The sequence below is a fragment of the Pararhodobacter oceanensis genome, from assembly GCF_003076755.1.
Lineage (GTDB): Bacteria > Pseudomonadota > Alphaproteobacteria > Rhodobacterales > Rhodobacteraceae > Pararhodobacter > Pararhodobacter oceanensis.
Genome location: NZ_QDKM01000006.1, coordinates 136,429 through 162,186, shown reverse-complemented (window position 1 = coordinate 162,186; position 25,758 = coordinate 136,429). Strand labels below are relative to the sequence as shown.

Annotated in this window: 18 protein-coding genes; 13 read left to right on the top strand and 5 right to left on the bottom strand. The window is 65.9% G+C overall.

Translation table 11 applies throughout. The features are described from left to right. The first annotated feature begins 14 nt into the window (after positions 1-14). The 3 genes from DDE20_RS13900 to DDE20_RS13890 all read left to right on the top strand — a co-directional run bounded on the left by DDE20_RS13900 (position 15) and on the right by DDE20_RS13890 (position 3,351). On the top strand, positions 15-968 hold the full coding sequence (locus DDE20_RS13900) for a CPBP family intramembrane glutamic endopeptidase (RefSeq protein ID WP_240608076.1): 954 nt from the start codon (positions 15-17) through the stop codon (positions 966-968). Positions 969-1,078: 110 nt separating this feature from the next. Continuing rightward, on the top strand, positions 1,079-2,038 hold the full coding sequence (accD, locus tag DDE20_RS13895) for an acetyl-CoA carboxylase, carboxyltransferase subunit beta (protein ID WP_116559114.1): 960 nt from the start codon (positions 1,079-1,081) through the stop codon (positions 2,036-2,038). A 74-nt stretch (positions 2,039-2,112) separates the two neighbouring features. Beyond that, on the top strand, positions 2,113-3,351 hold the full coding sequence (locus DDE20_RS13890; protein ID WP_116559189.1) for a bifunctional folylpolyglutamate synthase/dihydrofolate synthase: 1,239 nt from the start codon (positions 2,113-2,115) through the stop codon (positions 3,349-3,351). Between the two features lie 628 nt (positions 3,352-3,979). Here DDE20_RS13890 and rpmB read toward each other — a convergent pair. Beyond that, positions 3,980-4,276 carry a 50S ribosomal protein L28 gene (gene rpmB, locus DDE20_RS13885; protein WP_116559113.1) on the bottom strand — a complete coding sequence of 99 codons (297 nt, stop codon included), beginning with the start codon at positions 4,274-4,276 and terminating at the stop codon, positions 3,980-3,982. Positions 4,277-4,397: 121 nt separating this feature from the next. Then, a complete protein-coding gene (gene meaB / locus DDE20_RS13880) occupies positions 4,398-5,390 on the bottom strand; it encodes a methylmalonyl Co-A mutase-associated GTPase MeaB (RefSeq protein WP_116559112.1) in 993 nt (330 codons plus the stop codon). A gap of 154 nt (positions 5,391-5,544) precedes the next feature. Between meaB and hrpB the strand changes: the two genes are divergently transcribed. Beyond that, entirely contained in the window at positions 5,545-7,998 is a 2,454-nt protein-coding gene (gene hrpB / locus DDE20_RS13875) for an ATP-dependent helicase HrpB (RefSeq protein ID WP_116559111.1), read from the top strand. 354 nt (positions 7,999-8,352) lie between these two features. Here the strand turns inward: hrpB and DDE20_RS13870 are convergent, their stop codons facing one another. After that, positions 8,353-9,582 (bottom strand): FAD-dependent monooxygenase, encoded by a 1,230-nt coding sequence (locus DDE20_RS13870; RefSeq protein ID WP_116559110.1) that lies wholly within the window; start codon positions 9,580-9,582, stop codon positions 8,353-8,355. 128 nt (positions 9,583-9,710) lie between these two features. Here DDE20_RS13870 and DDE20_RS13865 point away from each other — a divergent pair, with 128 nt between their 5' ends. The 3 genes from DDE20_RS13865 to DDE20_RS13855 all read left to right on the top strand — a co-directional run bounded on the left by DDE20_RS13865 (position 9,711) and on the right by DDE20_RS13855 (position 12,434). Beyond that, positions 9,711-11,042 carry an amidase gene (locus tag DDE20_RS13865; protein ID WP_116559109.1) on the top strand — a complete coding sequence of 444 codons (1,332 nt, stop codon included), beginning with the start codon at positions 9,711-9,713 and terminating at the stop codon, positions 11,040-11,042. A gap of 37 nt (positions 11,043-11,079) precedes the next feature. Beyond that, a complete protein-coding gene (locus DDE20_RS13860) occupies positions 11,080-11,466 on the top strand; it encodes a hypothetical protein (RefSeq protein WP_116559108.1) in 387 nt (128 codons plus the stop codon). A 194-nt stretch (positions 11,467-11,660) separates the two neighbouring features. Then, a complete protein-coding gene (locus DDE20_RS13855; protein WP_116559107.1) occupies positions 11,661-12,434 on the top strand; it encodes a pentapeptide repeat-containing protein in 774 nt (257 codons plus the stop codon). 1,061 nt (positions 12,435-13,495) lie between these two features. Here DDE20_RS13855 and dapA read toward each other — a convergent pair. After that, complete coding sequence (gene dapA / locus DDE20_RS13850; RefSeq protein WP_116559106.1) at positions 13,496-14,371, bottom strand: 4-hydroxy-tetrahydrodipicolinate synthase; 876 nt, start codon at positions 14,369-14,371, stop codon at positions 13,496-13,498. A 143-nt stretch (positions 14,372-14,514) separates the two neighbouring features. Here dapA and DDE20_RS13845 point away from each other — a divergent pair, with 143 nt between their 5' ends. The 3 genes from DDE20_RS13845 to DDE20_RS13835 all read left to right on the top strand — a co-directional run bounded on the left by DDE20_RS13845 (position 14,515) and on the right by DDE20_RS13835 (position 17,376). Next, positions 14,515-16,497 (top strand): lytic transglycosylase domain-containing protein, encoded by a 1,983-nt coding sequence (locus DDE20_RS13845; protein ID WP_116559105.1) that lies wholly within the window; start codon positions 14,515-14,517, stop codon positions 16,495-16,497. Between the two features lie 133 nt (positions 16,498-16,630). Further along, complete coding sequence (locus tag DDE20_RS13840; RefSeq protein ID WP_116559104.1) at positions 16,631-16,954, top strand: ArsR/SmtB family transcription factor; 324 nt, start codon at positions 16,631-16,633, stop codon at positions 16,952-16,954. Continuing rightward, entirely contained in the window at positions 16,951-17,376 is a 426-nt protein-coding gene (locus DDE20_RS13835) for an SRPBCC family protein (protein WP_116559103.1), read from the top strand. The genes DDE20_RS13840 and DDE20_RS13835 overlap by 4 nt, the downstream gene beginning before the upstream one ends. A 159-nt stretch (positions 17,377-17,535) precedes the next feature. On the opposite strand, the gene DDE20_RS13830 is transcribed toward DDE20_RS13835, so the two are convergent. Next, positions 17,536-18,318, bottom strand: coding sequence for a hypothetical protein (locus DDE20_RS13830; RefSeq protein WP_133240355.1), 783 nt, complete (start codon positions 18,316-18,318; stop codon positions 17,536-17,538). 396 nt (positions 18,319-18,714) lie between these two features. On the opposite strand from DDE20_RS13830, the gene DDE20_RS13825 reads away from it, so the two are divergent. From DDE20_RS13825 to DDE20_RS13815, 3 genes are all read left to right on the top strand, one after another. Next, positions 18,715-20,373: a thiamine pyrophosphate-binding protein gene (locus DDE20_RS13825; protein WP_116559101.1), complete on the top strand. Its 1,659-nt coding sequence runs from the start codon at positions 18,715-18,717 to the stop codon at positions 20,371-20,373. Positions 20,374-20,580: 207 nt separating this feature from the next. After that, positions 20,581-22,095, top strand: coding sequence for a Y-family DNA polymerase (locus tag DDE20_RS13820; protein ID WP_116559100.1), 1,515 nt, complete (start codon positions 20,581-20,583; stop codon positions 22,093-22,095). A gap of 101 nt (positions 22,096-22,196) precedes the next feature. Then, the gene (locus DDE20_RS13815; protein ID WP_116559099.1) at positions 22,197-25,604 is read left to right on the top strand and encodes an error-prone DNA polymerase; all 3,408 of its coding nucleotides are present in this window, start codon (positions 22,197-22,199) and stop codon (positions 25,602-25,604) included. The last annotated feature ends 154 nt before the right edge of the window (positions 25,605-25,758 follow it).

Here is a 25,758-nt window from a genome sequence, read left to right as displayed (position 1 = left end):
CAATCCGAGGCCCCATGACCCCGCAATATCTCGCCTATCTCGCTCCGGCGCGCGCCAGCAACCAACTCTGGCGGCTGATCACCGGCTTGATGCTGATCGTCGGCATCTATGTCGCGTGGAACCTGACCCTCGGGCTGGCGCTCTGGCTGCTGCCGGTGGCCGACCAGATCCTCGCATGGGCCTTGGGGCGCGGTGATTTTAACTGGTTTCACAACGGTTTACACGGTTTCGAGACGCGGCTCTCGCGGGTCGGTCAGGGTGCTGATCCATGGTCGCTGATCCTGCTGATGCTGACCTTTCTCGGGTTCTGGTTCGGCACCGCCCTGACCCTGCGCCTGTTCCACAACCGCCGCCTCTCAGGCCTGTTTGGCCGCGCCCCCGTGGTCTTGCGCGATTTTACCCTCGGTGTCGCAATGATGGCAATGATCGGCGGCGGCATTGCGCTGTTCCTCAGCCAGACGCCGCTCTTGCCGCAACTGCAACTGGCCACCGACCCCGCGCTCTGGCTGCTGTTCCTGCCCTTGGCGCTTCTGGGCATCCTGATCCAGACCGGCGCCGAGGAACTGGTGTTTCGCGGCTATATCCAAGGCCAACTGGCGGCGCGTTTCGCCTCACCGCTGGTCTACCTGAGCCTGCCGACGATCCTCTTTGGGCTGGCGCATTACAACCCCGCCGAAATGGGCACCAACACATGGCTGGTCGTCGCCACCACCGGCCTTTTTGGCTTGGCGGCCAGCGATCTGACCGCGCGCAGCGGCTCTCTGGGCCTCGCTTGGGGGCTGCATTTCGCCAATAACGTGCTGGCGATCCTTCTGGTCAGCGTGATGGGCGGGCTCGACGGGCTGGCGCTCTTGCAACTTGCCGAGACCGGCGCCAGCGCGGATTTGCTCAAACCCTTGCTGATTTCTGATATGCTGCTGATGGTCAGCGTCTGGGCCGCCTGCCGGTTATGGCTCAGACGGCGATAAACAGGGGCGATAAACCGGATTGGCGCAAGGATGCGCGCCGGATTGCCACTGCGTAATGTTGCATTCGGACGGCGCGCGTCTTATCTGGGGCTGGCAACAAGGGGCACTCGATGAACTGGATCACCAACTACGTCCGTCCGACGATCAACTCGCTGTTTTCGCGCCGCGAAGTGCCCGAGAACCTTTGGACCAAATGCTCCGAGTGCGGCACCATGCTGTTCCACCGCGAGCTGAGCGACAATCTGCAGGTCTGCCTGAACTGCAACCACCATCTGGCGATCTCGCCGCGTGAGCGGTTCAACGCGCTGTTTGACGCCGGCACTTTCGCCGAGGTCTCGGTGCCCGAGCCGGTCGCCGACCCGCTGCATTTCCGCGACCAGAAACGCTATCCCGACCGTTTGAAAGCCGCGCAAAAGGCCAATAACGAGCGCGAGGCGATGCTGGTCGTCGAGGGCGAGATCGGCCGCACACCGGTGGTCGCCGCCGCGCAGAATTTCGCCTTTATGGGCGGCTCGATGGGGATGTATGTCGGCAATGCGATCATCGCCGCCTGTGAGCGCGCGGTCGAGCGCCGCGTGCCGCTAATCCTCTTTGCCGCCGCCGGTGGCGCGCGCATGCAAGAGGGGATTCTCTCCCTGATGCAGATGCCGCGGACCACCGTCGCGCTGGCGATGCTCAAAGAGGCCGGTCTGCCCTATATCTGCGTGCTCACCCATCCGACCACCGGCGGCGTCACCGCCAGCTATGCGATGCTGGGCGACGTGCAGATTGCCGAACCCAACGCGCTGATCTGCTTTGCCGGTCCCCGCGTGATCGAACAAACCATCCGCGAGAAACTGCCCGAGGGCTTCCAGCGCGCCGAATATCTGCTGGATCACGGGATGCTCGACCGCGTCACCCACCGTAAGGATATGCGCGACGAGTTGATCACCATCACCCGCATGCTGATGGGCCAGCCGCCCGCGATCCACGGCGAATTGCCCGCCCCCGATCCGGCGGACACCCCGCAGGCCGCGGATGAGGCACAGGCCGCCGAGGCGCCCGCCGCCGAGCCCGATCCAAAGCCGTGACCCCCCCCGATCCCGCGCAGACTAATCCCGCGCAGCCCGATACCGCGGCCACCTCCGACGTGATCCTCGCGCGGATGCTCGCGCTGCATCCGAAAATCATCGACCTCACGCTCGACCGCATGTGGCGGCTGCTCGAAGCTCTAGGCAATCCGCAGAACGCCCTGCCGCCGGTGATCCATATCGCCGGCACCAATGGCAAGGGCAGCACGCAGGCGATGATTCGCGCCGGTCTCGAGGCCGAGGGCAAACGCGTCCACGCCTATACCTCGCCGCATCTCGCCCGCTTTCACGAGCGTATCCGCCTTGCCGGCACGCTGATCACCGAGGATGCGCTGACGGAGATTCTCGACGAATGTTATGCCGCGAATGGCGGCGCTTCGATCACCTATTTCGAGATCACCACCTGCGCCGCCCTCCTCGCCTTCTCGCGCGTGTCTGCCGATTATGTGCTGCTCGAGGTGGGCCTCGGCGGACGGCTCGACGCCACCAATGTCGTTGAAAAACCGGCCCTTAGCGTAATCACGCCGGTCTCGGTCGATCACCAGCAGTATCTCGGCGAGACCCTGCCCGAGATCGCCGGTGAGAAAGCCGGGATCATCAAACGCCGCGTGCCGGTGATTGTCGGCCCGCAAGAAGACGCCGGTCTCGAGGTCATTGAGACCCGCGCCGCCAGTCTCGCAGCGCCCGTAATCGCATATGGCCAGCAGTGGCATGTGACGCGTGAGGGTGACCGGCTGGTGTTTCAAGACGAAAGCGGCCTTCTCGACCTGCCCCTGCCCAATCTCCCCGGCCCGCACCAGATCCAGAACGCCGGCGCCGCCCTCGCCGCCCTGCGCACCCTGGGCTGTGGCGAGGCCGCCTATGAGGCCGCGATCAGCCGCGCCGAATGGCCCGCCCGCATGCAGCGCCTGCGGTCCGGCCCGCTGGTCACCGCCGCCCCGCAGGCGGAACTCTGGCTCGACGGCGGCCATAATCCCGCCGCCGCGCTGGCGATCTCGGCAACACTTGACGACCTGCCCAAACGCCCGACCTATCTGATCTGCGGGATGCTTAATACCAAGGATATCAACGGCTTCTTGCACCCCTTGGCACAGCACGCCGAAGCTCTGATCGCCGTCTCAATCCCCGGTGAAGCCGCGACCCTCAGCGCCGAAGACACCGCCGCCAAAGCCCGCGCCGCCGGGATCAAAGCCGAAACCGCCGAGAGTGTCAGCGCCGCGCTCGCCCGGATCACCACCCAAGCCCCCCAAGCCCGCGTGCTGATCTGCGGCTCCCTCTATCTCGCCGGTGCGATCCTGCGCGAAAACGCCTAAACCCCGCCCCCTCATCTGTCCAAAAATATCCTCGGGGGTGAATTGCCGCAGGCAAGAGGGGGCAGACAGCCCCCTCCTTTCGGACAACGCCCGCAAGCAAAGCGCAAAGGGCCGCGCCCGACCTTGGGTGGGCGCCCCATCCCTCACCACAACGCGGCGCGCTAAAAAGCTGAAATGTCGCTCGCGCCGCACCCGCCATCACCAATGCGCCCTCCCGAGGGGAGGGTCGGGCGCGGCCCGTGGTGCCCACGAGCTAGACGGCTGAACCGCAGCACATCAAAACACTGCCATGGGATGGAGCCATCCGTCTCACGAAGCCCCCCAAACCCCGAAGGGCCGCGCCCGACCCTGGGTGGGCGCCCCGCCCTCACCACAACGCGGCGCGCTCCAAAGCATCCACGCCGTCCGAGCCGCTCACAGCATCACCAATGCGCCCTCCCGCGGGGAGGGTCGGGCGCGGCCCGGCGGTGCCGCCGGGCGTGAGGGTTGCACCGCTCCGCAGCAATACACACACCACGCTCAGACCCCGTCGGTCCAAGCCCCCGCACCTGACGATCGCTCCGCGCCCCACCACCAAACGCGAAAAGCCCCGCACAACGGCGGGGCCTCACAAACTCGATAGCTAAATTCAGGCGGTTGCGGTGGTCGCAGCAGCCTTAGCGATGTCTTTCTTGATGTTCAGCGCGCGCGGCGACAGCTCGACATCCTTGGCCTTCGCCATGAACGCGTCCAGACCGCCACGGTGGTCAACGGTGCGCAGCGCCGCTGCCGAGATCTTCAGCTTGAAGCTCCGGCCCAGCTGCTCGGAGCTCAGCGAAACATCCACCAGATTGGGCAGAAAACGCCGCCGCGAACGGTTCTTCGCGTGGCTTACGTTGTTCCCGGTCATCGGGCCTTTACCGGTCAGTTCGCAACGGCGCGACATGGCATCATCCTCGTGTTTATATACTTGCGGGCGCGCGTCGGCGCAGACAACATCAAAAGGGCGCCCCTAAGACAGCGCCCTGAATCTCGAGGACGGGTATTAGGCGCAATTCGACCCCCCGTCAAGAGACGTCAAGGGATTCGCCACCGCTTTGCAACGAGGCCATCACCGCCTGCGCCGCCGCCCCTGCCGCGGCCTCGCCACGGGCCACTTGCGCCGCCGCCGCATCAATCTGAGCGCGCGCCTGCGGGGTCTCCAAACGCGCCAAAAGTGACTGCCGCAGCTCTTCGATAAACCAGTGCCGCGCCTGCGCCTCGCGCCGCGCCTGCCAATGCCCCTCGGCCCGGCGCCAGTCACCCAGCGCGGTGATCTCCTCCCAGACCTGCGCCAGCCCTTCCTCCTGCAGTGCCGAGGCGGTCAGCGCCTTGGGAAACCCCGGCGCATCCTGTGGCCGCTTGCGCAACAACCTGAGCGCTCCGGCATAATCCGCGCGCGTGCGGTTCGCCGTCGCCTTCAGATCGCCGTCGGCCTTATTGACCACGATCATATCGGCGGCCTCCATGATCCCGCGTTTGACCCCCTGCAATTCATCGCCACCCGCAGGCGCCAGCAGCAGCACAAACACATCCGAGAGTTCCGCGACCACCGTTTCCGACTGGCCGACGCCCACGGTTTCAACGATCACCACGTCAAAGCCTGCCGCCTCGCAGAGCGCCACCGCCTCGCGGGTGCGCCGCGCAACACCGCCCAGATGGGTCTGGCTCGGCGAGGGCCGGATAAACGCGCCTTGCATCCGCGACAGCCGCTCCATCCTTGTTTTATCACCCAAAATCGAGCCGCCGGTGCGCGCCGAGGACGGATCCACCGCCAGCACCGCCACCGTCAAGCCGCGCTCGACCAGCATCGCGCCAAAGGATTCGATAAAGGTCGATTTGCCCACCCCCGGCGTCCCCGACAGCCCGATGCGCAGCGCCTGCCGCCCGTGACCGGCCAGCTCCTGCAACAGATCAATCGCCTGCGCGCGGTGGTCGGCGCGGGTGCTCTCCACCAGCGTGATCGCCCGCGCCAAGGCACGGCGGTCATTACGCAGAATGCGCGCGGCAAGATCGGTCATAGTCGCTCCCAATTTCCGTGCTTCCTCTATGGCCCGAGGCCGCCCACGCTGTCCACCCTGCGCCCCCGAATCAGCCAGCCGATCACCCGTTGCCGCAGCGGCGCGCGGCAATCTCTGGCTTGGCATCGCCGCCGCCACGCCGCATAACCGGCGCATGCATCTGCCCGCCCCCGCCCTGCCGATTGATCCGCTGCTGCCCGATCTGCGCGCCGCCATCGCGCAGCACGGGATGGCGGTGCTGCAAGCGCCCCCCGGTGCCGGTAAAACCACCCGCGTGCCCTTGGCGCTCCTTGACCAGATCGCCGGCCGCATCGTCATGCTCGAACCCCGCCGCCTCGCCGCCCGCGCCGCCGCCGAGCGGCTGGCCGAGAGCCTCGGCGAAGAGGTCGGCGCCCGTGTCGGCTACCGAATCAGAGGCGAGGCGCGCAGCTCCAAAGCCACCCGCATCGAGGTCGTCACCGAGGGCATCCTCACCCGCATGCTGCAATCCGACCCCTCGCTCGAGGGTATCGGCGCGGTGATCTTCGACGAATTCCACGAACGCTCGCTCAATGCCGATCTCGGCCTCGCCCTGACCCTCGAATGCCGCGCCGCACTGCGCGAAGACCTCGCGCTCATCGTGATGTCCGCCACCCTCGACGCCGCCCCCGTCGCCGACCTCCTCGGCGACGCGCCTCTGCTGACCTCCGAAGGCCGCGCCTATCCGGTCGAAACCCGCTGGCTCGACAAACCCCTCGCGCGTGACAGCCGCCTGCCGCAGGCCGTGGCCGATCTCACCCGCAAGGCGCTGGCGGAAACCTCGGGCGGCATCCTCGTCTTCCTGCCCGGCGAGGGCGAAATCCGCCGCACCGCCGCCGCACTCACCCCGCATCTGCCCGCAGACACCCAGTTGCACACGCTGTTTGGCGCGATGGATTTCAAAGCCCAACGCGCCGCCATCGCCCCCGCCAAAACCGGCCGCAAACTGGTCCTCGCCACCTCCATCGCCGAGACCTCCCTGACGATCAGCGACATCCGCGTGGTCGTCGACGCCGGCCTCGCCCGCCGCGCCCGGTTCGACCCGAATTCCGGCATGAGCCGTCTGGTCACCGAACGCGCCAGTATCGCCGAAGCCGAGCAACGCCGGGGCCGCGCCGGTCGTGTCGCCGAGGGCAACTGCTACCGCCTCTGGACCAAGGGCCAAGAGGGCGCGATGCAAGGTTTCGCCCCCGCCGAGATCGAGACCGCCGACCTCAGCGGCCTCGCCCTTGAACTCGCGCTCTGGGGCTCGGACGACGGGCTACACTTCCTCACCCCGCCCCCCGCCGGCCCCCTCGCCGAGGCGCGCGCGCTCTTGCACGATCTCGGCGCGCTCAAGGCCCATCGCATCACCGACCACGGGCGCGGTATGGCCGCCCTGCCCCTGCACCCGCGCCTCGCCCATATGCTGCTCACCGCTGGCAAATCCGCAGCACCCCTCGCCGCCCTGATCGCCGAGCGTGACCCGCTGCAAGCCGCCCCCGCCGACCTCTCCCTGCGCCTCAAAGCGCTGGAGAACCCGCGCCAGTTCGCCGCCGAGCACCCCTATGCCATCCGCCGCGAAACCCTTGAGCGTATCCGCCGCGACGCCAAAGCCCTCGCCCGCCACGCGCCCGCAGACCAAGGCCTCGAGCCCGCCGAAATGGCCGCCCTCGCCTACCCAGACCGCATCGGGCTGCGCCGCAAAGGCGACGCCCCGCGCTACCTGCTGTCGGGTGGCAAGGGCGCCGCATTCGACGCCGCCGACCCTCTCGGCCAGAACCGCCTGATCGTCGCCACCGACCTTGACGGCGACACCCGCGAAGCCCGCATCCGCCAGGCCCTGCCGCTCTCTGACGCCTCTCTGCGCGCCCTCTTTGGCGCCCAAATCCGCTGGTCCGACCATTGCGACTGGTCGCCCCGCGACACCCGCATCATCGCCCAAAGCCGCGAGACCCTCGGCGCGCTCATCCTCAACACCCGCAACTGGGACGCCCCGCCCGAGGCCCGCGCCCACGCCGCCTTGGACGGGATCCGCGCCCTCGGCCTCGCCCATTGCGGCATGACAAGCGCCGCGCGCCGCTTGCAAACCCGCGTGGAACTCCTGCGCGCGCAGGGCGCCGATCTGCCCGATTTCACCGACGACGCCCTGCTCGAGCGCGCCGAAGACTGGCTGCTGCCCCATCTCACCGGCATCAAAACCGCCGATGACCTGCGCAATCTCGACCTGACCAACGCGCTGACATCCGCCCTGACATGGGACCAAACGCAGGCCCTCAACCGCCTCGCGCCGAGCCATTTCACCACACCCTTGGGCGCGCGCACCCCGATCGATTACAGCGGCGGCGATCCCGCCATCGAGGTGCGCCTGCAAGAGCTCTTTGGCCTGACCACACACCCGACCATCGGCCCCGCGAGACTGCCCCTGAAAATCACCCTCTTGTCGCCCGCGCGACGGCCGGTGCAAACCACCATGGACCTGCCGAATTTCTGGGCCACCTCCTATACGGATGTGCGCAAGGACATGCGCGGGAAATACCCGCGCCACCCCTGGCCGGAAGACCCGCAGAACGCCCAGCCCACCACCCGCGCCAAACCCCGCGGCACCTGACGCCCGTCATCTGTCCAAAAATATCCTGGGGTGAATTGGCCACAGGCCAAGAGGGGCAACGCCCCCATCTGTTTCGCCCGTGGCCCCCACGGGCCGCGCCCGACCCTCCCCCCGGGAGGGCGCATGGCGATGTCATTCACCGCCCGACCAACATCAATGCTTTGAGGCGTAGTACATTGTTCAATCGCCCCACGCGCCCACCCAGTGTCGGGCGCGCCCCTTCGCGCATCACTCTGAACGTGGTTGACCCCAAGGCTTCGCCTGACGCGCACCACTCCAACCAGCCCCGCCCGCGCGCCCTAGTGCGCGCCGACACGCAGGGGCTCGATGCCCCGAAGTGTCGCCCCCAGAGCCTCAGATCGCCTCGCCCTGCATCAGCTTCGGCGCCTCCGGCTTCAGCCCCGCCGCCTCGCGGATGAACATCCGGCGCAGCATCGGCAATGCGTTCACCGCCCCCAGCCCCAGCCCGCGCAGCACCTCCAGCACCGGATTACCGTTGGAAAACAGCGCGTTCATCGCATCGGTGCCCAGCGCCATGCGCAGCACGTCAAACCGCCGCCACGCCTGATAGCGCTCCAACACATCCGGCGCCGCGATATCCTCGCCGCGCCGCGCCGCCAGCACCAGAACCTCGGCCAGCGCCGCCACATCGCGCAAGCCAAGGTTCAACCCTTGCCCGGCAATCGGATGCACCCCATGCGCCGCATCACCGACCAGCGCCAGCCGCTCGGCGACGAAGTCCTCGGCCACCGTCAGCCGCAGCGGATAGGCAAACCGCCCGCCCGCCAGCGATATCTCACCGAGAAAATCGCCAAACCTTGGCCGCAACACCTCCAGATAGTCGGCATTATCCAGCGCATTGATCGCCTGCGCCGTGCCCGTGCGCTCGGCCCAGACAATCGAACAGCGGTTGCCCTTCAAGGGCAGGATCGCCAACGGCCCGCTCGGCATGAACATCTGATGCGCGATCCCGTGATGCGGCAGCTCATGCTCCAGCGCGCAGACCAGCCCCATCTGCCCGTAATCGCGCCCCCAGCGTTTGATGCCCGCACGTGCGGCCACCGCACTGTCGCGCCCGTCGCAGCCGACCAGCAGCCGCCCGCGCAGCACCTGCCCGTCATCCAGCGTCACCGAGGCTGCGCCGCCATCCGTGGATTGCGCCACCACCCGCGCCCCGCTCAGCAGGGTGATCTTCGGCTCCGCCTCCATCGCCGCCAGAAACGCGCGGTAAAGGTAGCGGTCCTCGACCATCTGCCCCATCACGCCCTCTTCGATCTCGGCGGCGTCAAAGCCCAGAAACAGCGGCGAGGCGCCCTGCCCTGCATGCCCCTGACTGGCGCGGATGCCGTTGATCGGCTGCGCGGTCTCGCTCAGGGGCGCGCGCCACAGGCCCAGCGCCTGCAACACCCGCACCGAGGCCAGCGCCAGCGCATAGGCGCGCCCGTCAAAATCATCCTCGGCCCGCGCCTGCGCCGCGCGCGCGTCAATCACCGCCACCGACAGCCCGCCTTGGGCCAAAGCCAACGCCAGCGCCGGCCCGTTCAGCCCGCCGCCCACGATCAGAATATCCGCATCATATGTCATCGCTCAAATATGCGCCTGCACCCGGGATTGTCCATGCCGCACGCGCAGGCTAGCCTTGCGGCAGTTTGACCAATTCGGGCGCATGTTTGCACCCGCAACGAAAGGCTGCAGTACATGGGGTTCCAACAATGAGCGACAACTGGCGCAAGCTAAGCGCAGCCGAACTTGGCCGCGGTATCGAGGGTGGCAGCATCTGCCCGGTGGCCCTGACCGAGGGGTTTCTCGACGCCATCGACAATCACCCCCTCGCCCCCCGTATCTACGCCCGCACCATGCGCCAACAGGCCGAGGATGCCGCCATGGCCGCCCGCCGCCGCGCCCGCGCGGGGCGTCGTCTGGGGCCGCTCGACGGGGTGCCGGTCTCGTGGAAAGACCTCTTTGACACGGCAGGCGTCGCCACCGAGGCCGGCAGCCAGCTCTTGAAAGACCGCGTGCCCACGCAGGACGCCGTGGTGGTCACCCGCCTGACCGAAGCCGGCCTGCCACCCTTGGGCAAGACCCATATGACCGAACTGGCGTTCTCCGGCCTCGGGCTGAACCCCTCGACCGAGACTTCGCCCTGTATCCACGACCCCGCGCGCGTCTCCGGCGGCTCGTCGTCGGGCGCCGCCGCCTCGGTGGCCTTCGACCTCGCCCCCTTGGCAATCGGCTCTGACACCGGCGGCTCGGTGCGCGTGCCGGCAGTGTGGAACGATCTTGTCGGGCTCAAAACCACCTCCGGCCGCGTGCCTCTGGACGGCGCCGTGCCCTTGGCCGCGCGCTTTGACACCATCGGCCCGCTGGCCCGCTCGGTCGAGGATGCGGCGCTCGCCTTCGCGCTTCTGGACGCCAGCCCCGCCCCCGATCTGCGCGGCGCCAGCCTCCACGGCACCCGTCTGCTGGTCCTCGACGGGCTCGCCTTTGACGACCTCGCCCCCGAGGCGGCGAAAGGCTTCGAACACGCCCTCTCCCGCCTCTCCGCTGCGGGCGCCCAGATCACCCACGGAAACCTGCCCTGCACCGAGGCCGCGATGCCGCTTTCGGGCATCCTCTATACCTCGGAATGCTACGGCACTTGGGGGAAGACCATCGAGGCCAACCCCGAGGTGATGTATGCCCCCGTCCGAGAGCGGTTCCGCGCCGGTGCCAACCGCAACGCCGCCGATTTCGTCGCCGCCTGGCACCAGCTTGACGCGATGCGCCGCGATTACCTGCAAGCGACGGCGGGTTATGACGCGGTGCTGATCCCCTCGGCCGCCAATCTGCCGCCGAAGATCGACGATCTTCTGGCCAATGAGACCTATTTCGCCGCCGAGAACCTCAAGGCCTTGCGCAACTCGCGGATCGGGAATCTGATGGGACTCTGCGCGCTGACCCTGCCCAGCGGCATTCCGATGACCGGCGTGATGATGATGGCCGCCCCGATGGCCGAAGCACAGCTCCTGCGGTTGGGTGCGGCGGCGGAAAAAGCCCTCGCGTGATCCCGCTGGCCCTGCAACACGACACAGAAGTTGACCGATGACCGACACCACACTCGACACCGACGGCTGGCTGACCCTGCCGTTCCAACCCGCGGTCAAACCGGGGGTGAAAACCGCGCTGACATTGGCCTGCGCGCCCTCATGGCTGGCCGAGGGCAAGGCGCAGATCCTCGACCACCACGCGCTGATCGCGATCAACCGGCGGATCGCGAAACTGCGCACCTCGGGGGCAATGGAGGTGGTGACCACGCTGGAAACCCTCTACCGCAAACACACCGCGCTTTGCCCCTATGACGCCAAGGCCAACCGCATCCAATTGCCGGCGCGGGTGGTGGCGGCACTTGGCCCGGCGCCCTGCACTCTGCAGGTCACCAAGGACGACGGCCATCTGACCCTGCGCAAACCACCCGCACCCGACGGCTAGCCTTGCGGTTCGCCCGAGCGCCTGCCCGTCACGCCCAACCCCGGGGCCTCAACCCCCACCCACTTTATGCTATAAATATCCAAATCGGGAGGCCTGCCTCCCGCCTGCGGGAAAGCCCCGCAGGTCGACCCCGAAACCAGCCTCTGCGACGACGCCCAAGGGCGATACTCCCATGCTCCAATTCTGGTGAGCCCATGCCACAGTCTTCCCCCACCGCAGCGCAGCTTTTGTCCCGCATCACCGCCGATCACGGCTGCAGTGGTCAGGACCTCTCGGCGGTGGATTTCGACCAGCTCGACACCGACGAGCCGCTCCAGTTCACCGATTGCACGCTGACCCGCGCGCGGATTTCCGGCACCGCCCTGCGCGAGAGCATCTGGATCAATTGCACCTTTCGCGATTGCGTGTTTTCCGGCACCGCCCTGCAAGAGGCGCAATTCACCCGCTGCGGGTTCTACAACCCCGCCTCGGTCACCGGCGCGATGTTCCAGCATTGCAGCCTGAGCAGCACCCGCTTTACCGGCTGCGATCTGACCCTCGCCACGTTCAAAAGCTGCGACGCGCATGACATCGCCTTCAAGGATTGCCAGATGCGCGGCACCGGTTTTGAGGCCACCGATTTCTCGCAGAGCCTTGGCCGCAAGCGGCTGAATGCGGCGCATTTCGATGAGTGCCGGTTGATCGACGCGCGGTTTGACCGGCTGGATCTGAGCAGCTGCGAGTTCAGCGGTTGCGATATGACCGGCATTGCCTTGACCGCTGCGCGGCTGGTGAAAGCGCGGATCAAGCGCTGCACGCTGGTGGTGCCCGAGATCGGCGGCGCGGATTTCAGCGGCGCGGATCTGAGCGGCAGCAGCCTTGACGGATTCCACCTGCCGGACCTGCGCGCCTATAGCGAGATGCAGGTCTCGGCGGGGCAGCAACACCACCTGCTGCGCGGGCTGGGGGTGAAGGTGGTGCCGGATTGAGGGGAGCGCACTCGAGCGCATCGCCAGACCGCGGGATGCCGCCTACACACTCAGCGCCCCGGCGCGGAATCAAGGCGTTAGCCGCCGCGCATCGCCAGACCGCCCCCCGGGCTGGCGATTTGGCTGCTGTATGCGCGCCGTTCAAATGATGGATGTAGAACGCGCCATAAAGCGCTTCGTTCAACCGGTGGGTCGCCACCCCGCGGTCTGGCAATGCACGGCTTGCGTGGTGACTGCTGTAGTATTCGAGAGCAGGAAAAAGCCCTACGCCTCGATTCCGCGCAGGGCACGACGCGCAACATAGCGCAGCGCCAGACCGCGGGACGGCGAGCCTAAAGGCCGAATGATGCGCTTTATGGAGCGTTCGACATCCAGCATATGAACGAAGCACCCAACCCCACCAGATCGCCAGCCCTCGGGGCGGTCTGGCAATGCGCGGCGGCTTACGCCTTGATTCCGCGCGGGTGCGTAGAACTGCCGTTCGCAAAAAAGAAAACTCAGGAAGCCACGCTTCAATACACGCCCTGCTCGCGACGCAAGCCGCGCTTCGCCAGACCGCGGGATGGCGTCCAACACTCTGAACAGAGCGCTTTATGCCGCGCTCCACATCCACCACCGGAAGCGAAGCACCCAGCCCCATCAGATCGCCAGCCCCGTGGGCGGTCTGGCGATGCGCGGCGGCTTCGCCTTGATTCCGCGCAAGTTAAGACTACCGGCAAACCTGTTAAAAGCCCGCGAACCGCGCTCACCGAGCATACAACAAAGCGCAGCGCCAGACCGCGGGATGGCGATCCAACAGCTGAACGATGCGCTTTATGCCAGCCAAGTCCGCACGTCATTCGAACAACGCACCCAGCCCCACCAGATCGCCAGCCCTCGGGGCGGTCTGGCGATGCGCGGCGGCTTCGCCTTGATTCCGCGCGGGGCACCACGCACAACCCAGCGCTTCACCTTGCCTCCGCGCCGGTCCTCCAGCGCAACGGAGCACGCCACCCCCCAACCCACAAAAAAACGGCCCACCCACCGGCAGGCCGCTCCCAAATCCCTCACACCACCGGCGCTTAGTTCATCAGCCCCGCGTGGCGCATCGCCGCGTCGATCTTCGCTGCGGTCGCCTCGGTTGCGCCCAGCAGCGGCAGGCGCACCTCGTTGCGGCATTTGCCCAGCCGCGACAGCGCGTATTTCACACCCACCAACCCGGGCTCGATGAACAGCGCGATATGCAGCGGCATCAGACGGTCCTGATACTCCAGCGCCTTGGCGAAATCCCCCGCCGCAAGCGCCGCCTGAAACTCCGCACAGAGCCGCGGCGCGACATTCGCCGTCACCGAGATCGCCCCGACCCCGCCATGGGCCACGAAGCCCAGCGCCGAGGCATCCTCGCCGGTCAGCTGCACGAAATCCTTGCCACAGGTGATCCGCTGCTGCGACACCCGCTCCATGCTCGCGGTGGCATCCTTGACGCCGATGATCCCCGGCAGTTTCGCCAATTCGCCCATCGTCTCGGGCGTCATATCAATCACCGAACGGGCGGGGATATTATAGATGATGATCGGCAGATCGCAGGCATCATGCAGCGCCTTGTAATGGGCGATCAGACCGGCCTGCGTCGGCTTGTTGTAATAGGGCGTCACCACCAAGGCGGCATCGGCACCGACCTCCTTGGCATGACGCATGAAGCGAATCGATTCGGTGGTGTTATTCGAACCGGCACCGGCAATCACCGGCACCCGACCGGCGGCGAATTTGACCACCGCCTCGACAACCTGCTCGTGTTCTTCATGCGACAGCGTCGGGCTCTCGCCCGTGGTCCCGACCGGAACCAATCCATTGCTGCCCTCGGAAATCTGCCACTCGACGAAGGCTTCAAGCGCCTCGAAATCAACCGCCCCGTCTTTGAACGGCGTGATCATAGCAGGTAGAGAACCCCGGAACATCTTTGTCTCCTTATGCGGGCGCGCGGTGCAATGACCCAACCCCGCCCGCTGCTGGGCGTCCGTGACGGGCATCTGACCGGTTTGTGTGTTGCGCAGACAGTCTAGGCGGTTAGACTCATCACCGTCCCTTTTCAAGAGCAACCATGCATCCCACCCTCGCAGCTTTGGCGATTCGCGCGTTTCTGGCCGCATTGACCGTGCCGTTAACCCTCGCCCCCGCGCCCCTCAGCGCGCAAGACATCATCGGACCGCCACCGCCACGCGCGGTCGGCGCCATTGGCGCGTTGGTCAGCGCCGTGCGCTCCGGCGATGTCGAGGCGGTCACCCGGCTGCGCAATGCCGCCGGTCCCGCCGGTGTGCGCGTTGCCACATGGCGGATTCTGCGCAACGGAATCGCCGGTGACCTCGCCACCTATGCCGCCTTTGACGCGGGCCACGACCATTGGCCGAATATGGCCGAGCTGCGCGTGCAGGCCGAATTCCGCATGGAGGGCCAGCCGGCGCAGGCCATCCTCGACTGGTTCAGCACCCGCACCCCGCGCACCCCCGCCGGTCTTCTGGCGCTGATCGAGGCGCTGCAAGCCACCGGCCAGGACCCATCTGAGCCGCTCGCCACCCTCTGGCGCCATCACGACCTCTCGGCGGCGCGCGAAACCGCCCTTCTCGCCGCTTACCAAGACCTCTTGGCGCCCCTCCACGCCGAGCGTCTCGATGACCTCCTGTGGCGCGGCGAGACCGAACAGGCCGAACGCATGCTGCCCCGCGTGGATAACGCCCAGCGCCTCCTCGCCCGCGCCCGTATCGCCCTGCAAAACCGTCAGGACGGGGTCGATGCGCTGGTCGCCGCGGTCCCCGAATCGCTGGCAAATGACCCCGGCCTCAACCACGACCGCTTCCGCTGGCGCCTCGCCGCGGGCTTCACCGAGTCTGCCACCGAACTGATGCTCGAGTCCTCGCCCGACGCCCTCGGCCGCGCCTCAAACTGGGCCGGTCAACGCGCCCGCCTCGCCCGCAACGCACTCTGGGATGAGGACTACCAGCGCGCCTATGACCTCGCCGCCGGCCACGGCCTCACCGAAGGCGTCGCACTGGCCGATCTCGAATGGCTCGCGGGCTATATTGCGCTGCGCCATCTCGACCGCCCCGCCGACGCCAGCACCCATTTCCGCCGGTTGCGTGAGCGCGTCTCCAGCCCGATCTCGCTGGGCCGCGCCGGCTATTGGGAAGGCCGCGCGCATGAGGCAATGGGCGCTGAGGAAGACGCCCGCGCCGCCTATGCCTTCGGCGCCCAGCACCAGACCGCCTTCTACGGCCAACTCGCCGCCGAACGCCTCGGCCAAAACCTCGATCCGGCGCTGATCGCCGATCCCGATTACCCCGACTGGCGCGACACCGCGCTGGTCAGCTCCGACCTGATGCAGGCGGCCCTCCTCCTCCATGCCGCCGGCCAATGGCATGAGGCCCGCCGCTTCACCATCCAGCTCGCCTCGGTGCTCACCGATAGGGATGAACTCGGCGCGCTGGCGCAATTCTGGCTTGAGCGTGGGGAGCCCCATTTCACCCTGAAAATCGCCAAAGAGGCGATCAAGAACGGTATCCTCCTGCCCCGCGCCTATTTCCCGCTGACCGGTCTCGAGGACACCACCCTGCTGGTCCCCGCCGATCTGGTGCTCGCCATCGCCCGCCGCGAAAGCGAGTTCTACGCCGGTGCCGTCAGCCATGCCGACGCCCGCGGCCTCTTGCAGGTCCTCCCCGCCACCGGCCGCCATGTCGCGCAGCGCCTCAACATCCCCTTTGAGGAATCGCGCCTGACCACCGACGGTGCCTATAACGCGGTGCTCGGCGCGGGCTACCTGCATGAAATGTCTCAGCAATTTGACGGGACCCTGTCGCTGGTCGCCGCCGCCTATAACGCCGGGCCGGGCCGCCCGACCCGCTGGATGCGCGAGAACGGCGACCCCCGCGACGCCGCCATTGATCCCATCGACTGGGTCGAGATGATCCCCTTCAGCGAGACCCGCAATTACGTCATGCGGGTCACCGAATCACTGGTCATCTACCGCGCTATACTGGCGGGCACATCCGGCCCCATCGGCCTCACCGACATCCTCCGCGGCCGCGACTAAAGCCTCCGCCGGCTTCATCTTGCCAAAAATACTCACTTTTCGGACGCGACGCCAAAAGCCTTGACATGATACCTTTCGGTATCGCATACAGAAAAGAGATACCAAAAGGTATCACAACTCCCACAGGTGCCCCGTGACCCAAGACCTGCAACAACACGCCTTCCGCGCCCTCGCCGATCCCACGCGGCGCCAGATCCTCGCGCTTTTGGCGCAGCGCGAGATGACCATTGCCGAGGTCGCGGGGCATTTCGACATGACCCGCGCGGCGGTGAAAAAACACCTTTCGATCCTGCATGACGGGGCGCTGATCGAGACCCGCGCCGAGGGCCGCACCCGCGTCAACGCGCTGCGCCCCGATGGCCTCAAATCCGTCGCCAACTGGCTCGGCGCCTTCGATATCTTCTGGGACGAACGCCTCGCCGCCCTCAAATCCGCCATTGAAAAGGACATCCAATGACTGCCACCACAGCCGCGACCAGCCTGCATAAAACCATCTACCTGCGCGCCACACCGGCGCAGGTCTGGGCCTATCTGACCGAACCCGAGAAACTGGCGATCTGGTTTCACAAACCCGAATCCACGCTGACGCCCGGCCCCTACGAGATGTTCGGCACCGAATCGGGCAACAGGTTGATGTGGGGCGAGGTGCTGCACGCCGATCCCTTCAACCGGCTGGAATACAGCTTTACCATTGCGCCGATGGGCGAGGCCACCAGCACGGTGATCTGGACCCTCACCGAAGTCCCCGGCGGCACCCGCCTGTCACTGGAACACACAGGCCTGCCGCAAGGCGCCGAAGCCTTCGACCTGACACTGGCCCTCGACAAAGGCTGGGACGACCACATCAGCCGTATGCGTGCGGACGTGCATGGGGGGTAGCGCGCCGCCGCTCACCACGCGCCCTCGCAAACATGTGCGGGGGGCGTGGGTTTGGAAAGTCATGCCTGAGAACTATGCTTGCGGTTGTCGCACCTCGGTCATTGTTCTCTAACGGTCAACAAACAAACTCTTCAAACCGCTCCAAGTTTCGATTTATTTTCAGAGATCACCTCTATCGGTATCAATTTTCTCAAGCACCGCGAAATCCACTTCGTGTGTAAATTCAACGATATTTGCCGCCATCGAAATAAATGATGCGGCAATTATTACGCCGCAAGTAATATAAACTGCCCATCCGGCCGCATCATTAGATAACCCTGTATGTGCAATAAACAGAATACTGCTAATCGCAAGAACCCATAAACCGAGAACAATCAGAGAAAAAGATGCGATAAGGGCATCATAAAAATATTTACCGATCTTCGAGATTTTATAAACCGGCAGCCTACCATCGACCGGTGCATACTTAAAGTACTTTACAAACAGCCAGTTCTGAGAACGGGCAGCGGCAAATATGTCTGGATCTAGCTTGCTTTTTGCCACTACGGCCCTTGCCACCTCCGTAATGACTGCGCCGTATAACTGTATAGACAGAAATGAATAAGTTATCATTAAGACGCTAAACGCCGCCGTTATCAAGCTTATCTCTAAAAATGCGGGAATTTCTGATATAGACGCTCCAGTTCCAGGAATTCGTATGTTACCCCCGTTCCAAGAGACGAAAGCGAAGAAAAGCGAGATCACAAGAGAGCGAATTATATTATTCTGCTGAGCTTCTTGCTTTTCCTTTTGATTAACTAGCCCTTCGAGAACGCTCTCATTGACTACATTTAGGTTTAACCTTTTTTGCCGCCGAAGTTCATCAGCCGTGAAAATGCTGGCACGACCGTATAGGCTTAGCTTCTCAGTATATCGCTCTGTCATATCACCAAGCCAATCCAAGATCTAAAAGGAATCCCATACAACTGCTTAGCTTGCAAGTCGCGCTAGCACGTGCCCAATTTTTCCATGCCCAGATTCTGTGCGTTGTCGCATTTCGTATTCGCCGCAGCATTGTCTCGCTGCGGTCCAAACCCCTATCGCGGATCCCCCTACACCAAACCGCGCCACCTCACCCACTCGCACCCCCGTTTCATCTTGCCAAAAATACTCAAAATCCCCCACCTGCCCCCAAGAACACCCCTAACAACTCCTTAACCCAACAAGCTAACCCCTTGTTTTCCCTCACCCCACCCCCTGTCCCACGCGCGGGACAGGCGCCTGTCCCACACCCCTCGCTCCGCTTGCAAAGCCGCCGATGATCCGCCACCTTCGCCCCATCAAAGCGAGGGGAAAATCATGCGGCACGGCGGGCAAATTCTGGTCGATCATCTTAAAACCCAAGGCATCCGCCGGGTCTTTTCCGTCCCCGGTGAAAGCTTTCTCGCCGCCCTTGACGGGCTCCATGACAGCGAGATCCAGAACATCGTTTGCCGCCACGAAGGCGGCGCCGCGATGATGGCCGAGGCCCATGCCAAACTCACCGGCGAGACCGGCATCGCCTTCGTCACCCGCGGCCCCGGCGCCACCAATGCCGCGTCAGGCATCCATATCGCGCGCCAGGACAGCACGCCCCTGATCCTCTTTGTCGGCCAGATCGACAGTGGCCACCGCGACCGCGAAGCCTTCCAGGAGCTCGACTACCGCGCCACCTTCGGATCGCTCGCCAAATGGGTCACCGAGATCGACGATATCCACCGCCTCCCCGAATACCTCAGCCGCGCCTTCCATGTGGCGAATTCCGGCCGCCCCGGCCCGGTCGTGCTCGCCCTGCCCGAAAACATGCTCTCGGCGCGCGCCGATATCCCCGACCTGCCCGCCCGCATCGCGCCCATCACCGCCCCCTCCGAGGCACAGACCGCCGCGATCTGGGACAGGTTGCGCCACGCCCGCAAACCCCTGATCATCGCCGGCGGCCCACATTGGTCGCCGCAAGCCGCGCAGGACCTCGCCAGCCTTTCAACCAGCTCCGGCCTCCCCGTCGCCGTCACCTTCCGCCGCCAGGACCGGATCGACAACCGCCACCCCAATTACGCCGGCGATCTCGGCGTCGGCATGAACCCCGCGCTGGCCAAACGCCTCGCTGAGGCCGACTGCCTGCTGATCCTCGGCGCCCGCTTCGGCGATATCGCCACCGACGGCTACCAGATCGTCGCCCCCGAGGCGCCGGACACGACGATCATCCACATCCACGCCGACCCCGATGAATTGGGCCGCGTCTTCCGCCCCGATCTCGCGATTCCCCAGGCCGCCCCCGCGATCATCGCCGCCCTCGCCGCCAGCGTGCCCACAGACCTCCCCGATTGGTCCGCCTGGACCGCCGCCGCGCAGGCCGATTACCGCGGCTGGGTCACGCCCCGCGAAACCCCCGGCGCGGTGAAACTCGAAGAGATCATGCGCTATCTCTCCGACACCCTCCCCGACGCCGCCATCACCACCAATGGCGCCGGCAATTACGCCGCCTGGATGCACCGCTATTTCCGCCCCCGCGCCTACCCCGGCCAACTCGCGCCCACTTCGGGCAGCATGGGCTACGGCTTCCCCGCCGCCGTGGCCGCCAGCCTCGAGCGCCCGGATCTGCCGGTGATCTGCTTTGCCGGTGACGGCTGCTTTCAGATGACCCTCAATGAGCTCTCCACCGCCCGCCAATACGGCGCCAAACCAATCGTCATCCTCGCTAATAACGGCCGCTACGGCACCATCCGCATGCATCAGGAACGCCATTATCCGGCCCGCGTTTCGGGCACCGATCTGTTCAACCCCGATTACACCGCCCTCGCCCGCGCCTACGGCGGGCACGGCGAAACCGTGACCCGCACCGAGGACTTTCCCGCCGCCTTCGCCCGTGCCCAAGCCGCCGGAACCGTGGCGATCATCGAGCTACACCTCGACCCGCAAGCCCTGACCCCCGGCGCCAGTCTCGACGCGGTCCGCGCCCAGGCCCAAACCAAGAATTAACCCGCGTGCCCCTCTTCATCTTGCGAAAAATACTCTGGAGGGAGGCGCGCCAGCGCCGTGGGAGGTGAAACCTCCCGGCGGGGTGAGGGGGCTCGATGCCCCCGAGAACCGCCCCCCCTCACCCCGAAAACCCGCCGTCATCCGGACTCGACTCACCCCTGAGCCTCGCGTAAAAATGTGAACAAATGGCGAACACGGTGACGAGTGATGACACAATGCGTGTTGTCCCTCTGCCTGCCCCGGCTGGCCAGCGAGTTGGCGTTGCGCCGCGCGGGCGAGGCGCAGGGGGCTTTTGCAATGGTGGCACGGCAGGGGCGCGGCGATGTGCTGGCCTGCCTGAACGCGGCTGCGCAAGAGCAGGGGCTGCGGCGCGGGCAGGCGCTCTCCGAGGCGCGGGCGCTGCTGCCGGGGCTGCTCACCCAGCCCTATGACCCCGAGGTGCCGCGGCGCGCGTTACTGGCGTTGCGCCGTTGGGTGTTGCGCTATGCGCCTTGGGCGGCGGTGGATGGTGACGACGGGTTGATCCTCGATATCACCGGCGCTGCGCATCTGGTCGGCGGCGAAGAGGCGCTGGCCGTTGATCTGCGCAACCGGCTGGCGGCGATGGGGTTTGAGGCGCGCATTGCCATTGCCCCGACCCGCGGCGCGGCTTGGGGGTTGGCGCGATACGGCGCCACGCCGCTGGTCATCACCGAAGATGCCGCCACCGCGATTGCCGCCTTGCCGATGGCCGCCCTGCGCCTGCCCGAGGAAACCTGCGCCGGTCTCGCGCGACTTGGCCTGCGCGAGGTGCGCGATCTGGGGCGCGCGGCGCGGGCGACGCTGGTGCGGCGTTTTGGCGATGAATTGATGCTGCGGCTTGATCAGGCGACCGGCGCGCTCTCGGAACCGGTCGCCGCCCCTGCCGATGATCCGTCCTATGCGATCCGCCTGACCCTGCCCGAACCGATCGGCCTGACCTCGGATGTGATGGCGGCGCTCAACCGGTTGCTAACGCGGCTCTGCGAGACTTTGGTGGCGAAAGATCGCGGCGCGCGGCGGCTGCGGCTGGAGTTGCAGCGCGCCGATGGCGGCCGTGCCGAGGCCGAGATCGTCCTTGCCCGCCCGATGCGCGACGCGCCCGCCATGGCCGCGCTCTTCGAACGCGCGATTGACGCGCTCGACGCGGGTTTCGGCTTTGACGGGCTGCGGCTGAGCGCGCCGCTGACCGAACATCTGCCGCCCGCGCAGATAATGGCGCCGCAGAGCAGTGGCGCGCGCAGGCGGGCCAGCGGCGGGACGATCACCGGCGAAGATCTGGCCGATCTGATGACGCGGCTGGGCAACCGGCTCGGGCTGGAGGCGCTGGCGCGGTTTCTGCCTGCCGAAAGCCATATCCCCGAACGCGGCTTCCAGATCGCCTCGGCGGTGTTTACCGACGCCCCCGACGACCACGTCTGGCGCTTTGGTCCCGAGCGGCCCCTGCTATTGTTCCCGCCCGAACCCCTGAGCGGCCCCAGCGCCCCGCTGCCACCGCGACAGTTTCGCTGGCGGGGGCAAAGACTTGGCCTGCATCAAGCCATCGGGCCTGAGCGGATCACCCCGGAATGGTGGCTCGACGATCCCGAATGGCGCAGCGGGGTGCGCGATTACTGGCGGATTGAGACCGATGAGGGGCTGCGGCTTTGGGCGTTTTTCACCCCGCAAGCGCCGGGCTGGGCGGTGCAGGGGGAATTCGCATGAGCCGTGGTGCTGATAAAAAGAGGGGCGTGGAGAAAAAGAGGGGGCCAGCCCCCCGCGCTGCGCGCGCCCCCCAAAGTTCAAGACCGAGTATTTCGGGCAAGATGAAGCCGGTAGGAAGCGGCACGGTGGCGGCGGAGGAAGGTTATGCCGAACTCTGTGTGACTTCGAATTTCACCTTTCTGACCGGTGCCTCGCATCCCGAGGAACTGGTGGCGCGGGCGGCGGAATTGGGGATTTCGGCGATTGCGGTGACCGACCGCAATTCCTTGGCCGGGGTGGTGCGGGCGCATTCGGCGCTGCGTGAAATTCGCCGCGCGCTCGACGAGGGGCTGACCGGCGCGGATGGCACGGTCAGCATTCGCGGGCAGAGCGTGCAGGATCCCTCGAGCCGCCAAGAGCGCGCGGGGGGCGGGGTGCAGGCGCCGCCGCGCCTGCCGCGATTGATCATCGGCACGCGGTTGGTGCTGGAGGATAGCGCCACCGAATGGCTGGCGCTGCCCACCGACCGCGCCGCCTATGCGCGGCTGTCGCGGCTGTTGAGCCTTGGTAAACGGCGGGTCGAGAAGGGGCACTGCCGCTTGACCTTAAGCGATCTACAGAGCGGGGAAACGGGGGGCGCAGAAGGGATGATCCTGATCGCCCTGCCACCCGATCCTTTGACCACGGCATCGCCCGATGCGCTGTTGCGCGATATGGCGCGGCGCTTTCCCGGTCAGGTCTATCTGGGGGCGGCGCCCGCCTATGACGGGCGCGACACGGCGCGGTTGCGCGCATTGGCCGATACCGCGCAGCGCAGCGCAGTGCCGATGGTCGCGGTGGGGGATGTGATCATGCATCACGCCCGCCGCCGCCGTCTGGCCGATATCCTCACCTGCATCCGCGAGCGTATCACCATTGATGCCATCGGCCGCCGCGCCCTGCCCAATGCCGAGCGGCGGCTGAAATCCCCGCGCGATATGGCACGGCTGTTTCGCGACCATCCCGCCGCCCTGCGCCGCACCCTCGAGATCGCCGGACGCTGCGCTTTTTCGCTCGATGAACTCAGCTATGAATATCCCGACGAGATCACCGGCACAGAGCCCCCGCAAGACCGGCTCGAGCGGTTGACCGGCGAAGGCTTGCGGCGGCGGTTTCCGCGCGGTGTGCCGGCCGACACCTTGGGTAAGGTGGAGAAAGAGTTACGCATTATTAAAGCCTTGGGATTTTCCTCTTATTTCCTGACGGTCAATGACATCGTCAGCTTTGCGCGCGGGCGCGGGATTTTATGTCAGGGGCGCGGCTCGGCGGCGAATTCGGTGATCTGCTACGCGCTGGGGATCACCGAGGTGGCGCCGGACACGATCAGCATGGTCTTTGAGCGCTTCATGTCCGAGGCCCGCGGCGAGCCACCCGATATCGACGTGGATTTCGAACATGAGCGCCGCGAGGAGGTGATCCAGCATATCTATGAGACCTATGGCCGCCACCGCGCCGGGCTGACCGCGACGGTGATCCATTTCCGCAGCCGCGCGGCGATTCGCGAGGTCGGCAAGGTGATGGGGCTCAGCGAGGATCTGATCGCGGCGCTGGCGGGCAGCAGCTGGGGCTGGACCTCGCGCCCGCCGGGGCCCGAAGCGCTGGCCGAACTGGGGTTGAACCCCGAGGACCGGCGGCTGGCGCAGACCCTGCATCTGATCGCCGAGATCATCGGCTTTCCGCGCCATCTGAGCCAGCATGTCGGCGGCTTTGTGATCACCAAAGGGCGGCTTGATGAACTCTGCCCGATTGAGAACGCCGCGATGGAGGAGCGCACGGTGATTGAATGGGACAAGGATGATATCAACGCGCTGGGCATCCTGAAGGTCGATGTGCTGTCGCTTGGCATGCTGACCTGTATCCGCAAAAGCTTTGATCTGATCGCGCAGCATGGCGGGGCAGAGTTCAGCCTTGAGAACCTGCCGCGCGAGGACATGCCGACCTATGACATGCTGTGCCGCGCCGATGCGATTGGGGTGTTTCAGGTGGAAAGCCGCGCGCAGATGAACTTTCTGCCGCGCATGCGTCCGCGCGAGTTTTATGATCTGGTGATCGAGGTGGCGATCATCCGCCCCGGCCCGATTCAGGGCGGCATGGTGCATCCCTATATCAACCGCAGACAGGGCCGCGAGCCGGTCAACCTGCCCTCGACTGACCTGCGACCGGTGCTGGAACGGACGCTGGGCGTGCCGCTGTTTCAAGAGCAAGCGATGCAGATTGCGGTGGTCGCGGCGGGATTTTCGCCTGAAGAGGCCGACCGGCTGCGGCGCTCATTGGCGACCTTCAAGCGGATGGGCACGATTGCCACATTCCGCGACCGGTTCATCGGCGGGATGCTCGAGCGTGGCTATGAATTGCCCTTTGCCGAGCAATGTTTCGCGCAGATTGAGGGCTTTGGCGAATACGGCTTCCCCGAGAGCCACGCGGCCTCTTTTGCGCTGCTGGTCTATGCCTCGGCCTATCTCAAATGCCACCATCCGGCGGCTTTTGCCTGCGCGCTGCTGAACTCGCAGCCGATGGGGTTTTATGCGCCCGCGCAGATCGTGCGGGATGTGCGCGAACACGGGGTCGAGGTGCGGCCGGTCTGCGTGAACCGCTCGGACTGGGACAATACGCTAGAGCCGCGCGCCGATGGCCGGCTGGCGTTGCGGCTCGGGTTTCGCCAGATCAAAGGCCTGCGCGAGGCGGATGCGGAGTGGATCGTGGCGGCGCGGGGCAATGGCTATCCCGACCCCGAGAGCCTGTGGCAGCGTGCGGGCGTGCCGCCTGCCGCGCTGGAACGGCTGGCCGAGGCCGATGCTTTCGCCGGCATGCGGCTGAACCGGCGCGATGCTTTGTGGGCGGTGCGCGCGATCCGCGCGCCAAAACCGCTGCCGCTATTTGGCCAAGACGGCGAAGGCATCGCCGAGGACACCCCCGATCTGCCACAGATGACGTTGGGCGAGCAGGTGATCGACGATTATCTGGCGCTGCGGCTGTCCTTGCGCGCGCATCCGATGGAAATCCTGCGCCCGCATCTGCCCGGGCTGACCGCGCATGCCGACCTGCCAAAGGCGCCGAACCGCGTGTCGGTCTGCGGGCTGGTGATCACGCGGCAACGGCCCGGCACCGCCTCGGGGGTGATTTTCATCACGCTGGAGGATGAGACCGATGTCTGCAATGTGGTGGTCTGGCCGAAAGTCTACGAGCGGTTCCGCCGCGTGGTGATCGGCGGGCGGCTGCTGCGGGTGACCGGACGGTTGCAGCGCGAACAGGGGATCATCCACCTGATCGCCGAGGAGGTCGAGGATCTGTCGCCGACGCTGTCGATTCTGGGCGATCTGGGGGCCGAGGCGATTGATCCCACCGAAGGCCGCGGCGACGAGACCCGCCGCCCCGTCGCGCTGCGCGAACTCCCCGCCCGCCACCCGCTGCGATTGGGCTCAGGAGCCACCAGCAAACGCCACCCGCGGGAACAGGCGAAGATCCTGTTTCCGAGTCGGGATTTTCATTGAGGCGGTGCGGGGAGCAACGCCCAATGCGCGGACTCAAGGCGTTAGCCGCCGCGCATTGAGCCCTGCGCAATTGGTCTGGCGTGGCGCCCTGTTGTGCTTGCTCAGATGCCGTAAGGTTCTACGAAATGAAGTGCCCACTGATGGTCTACTGCCC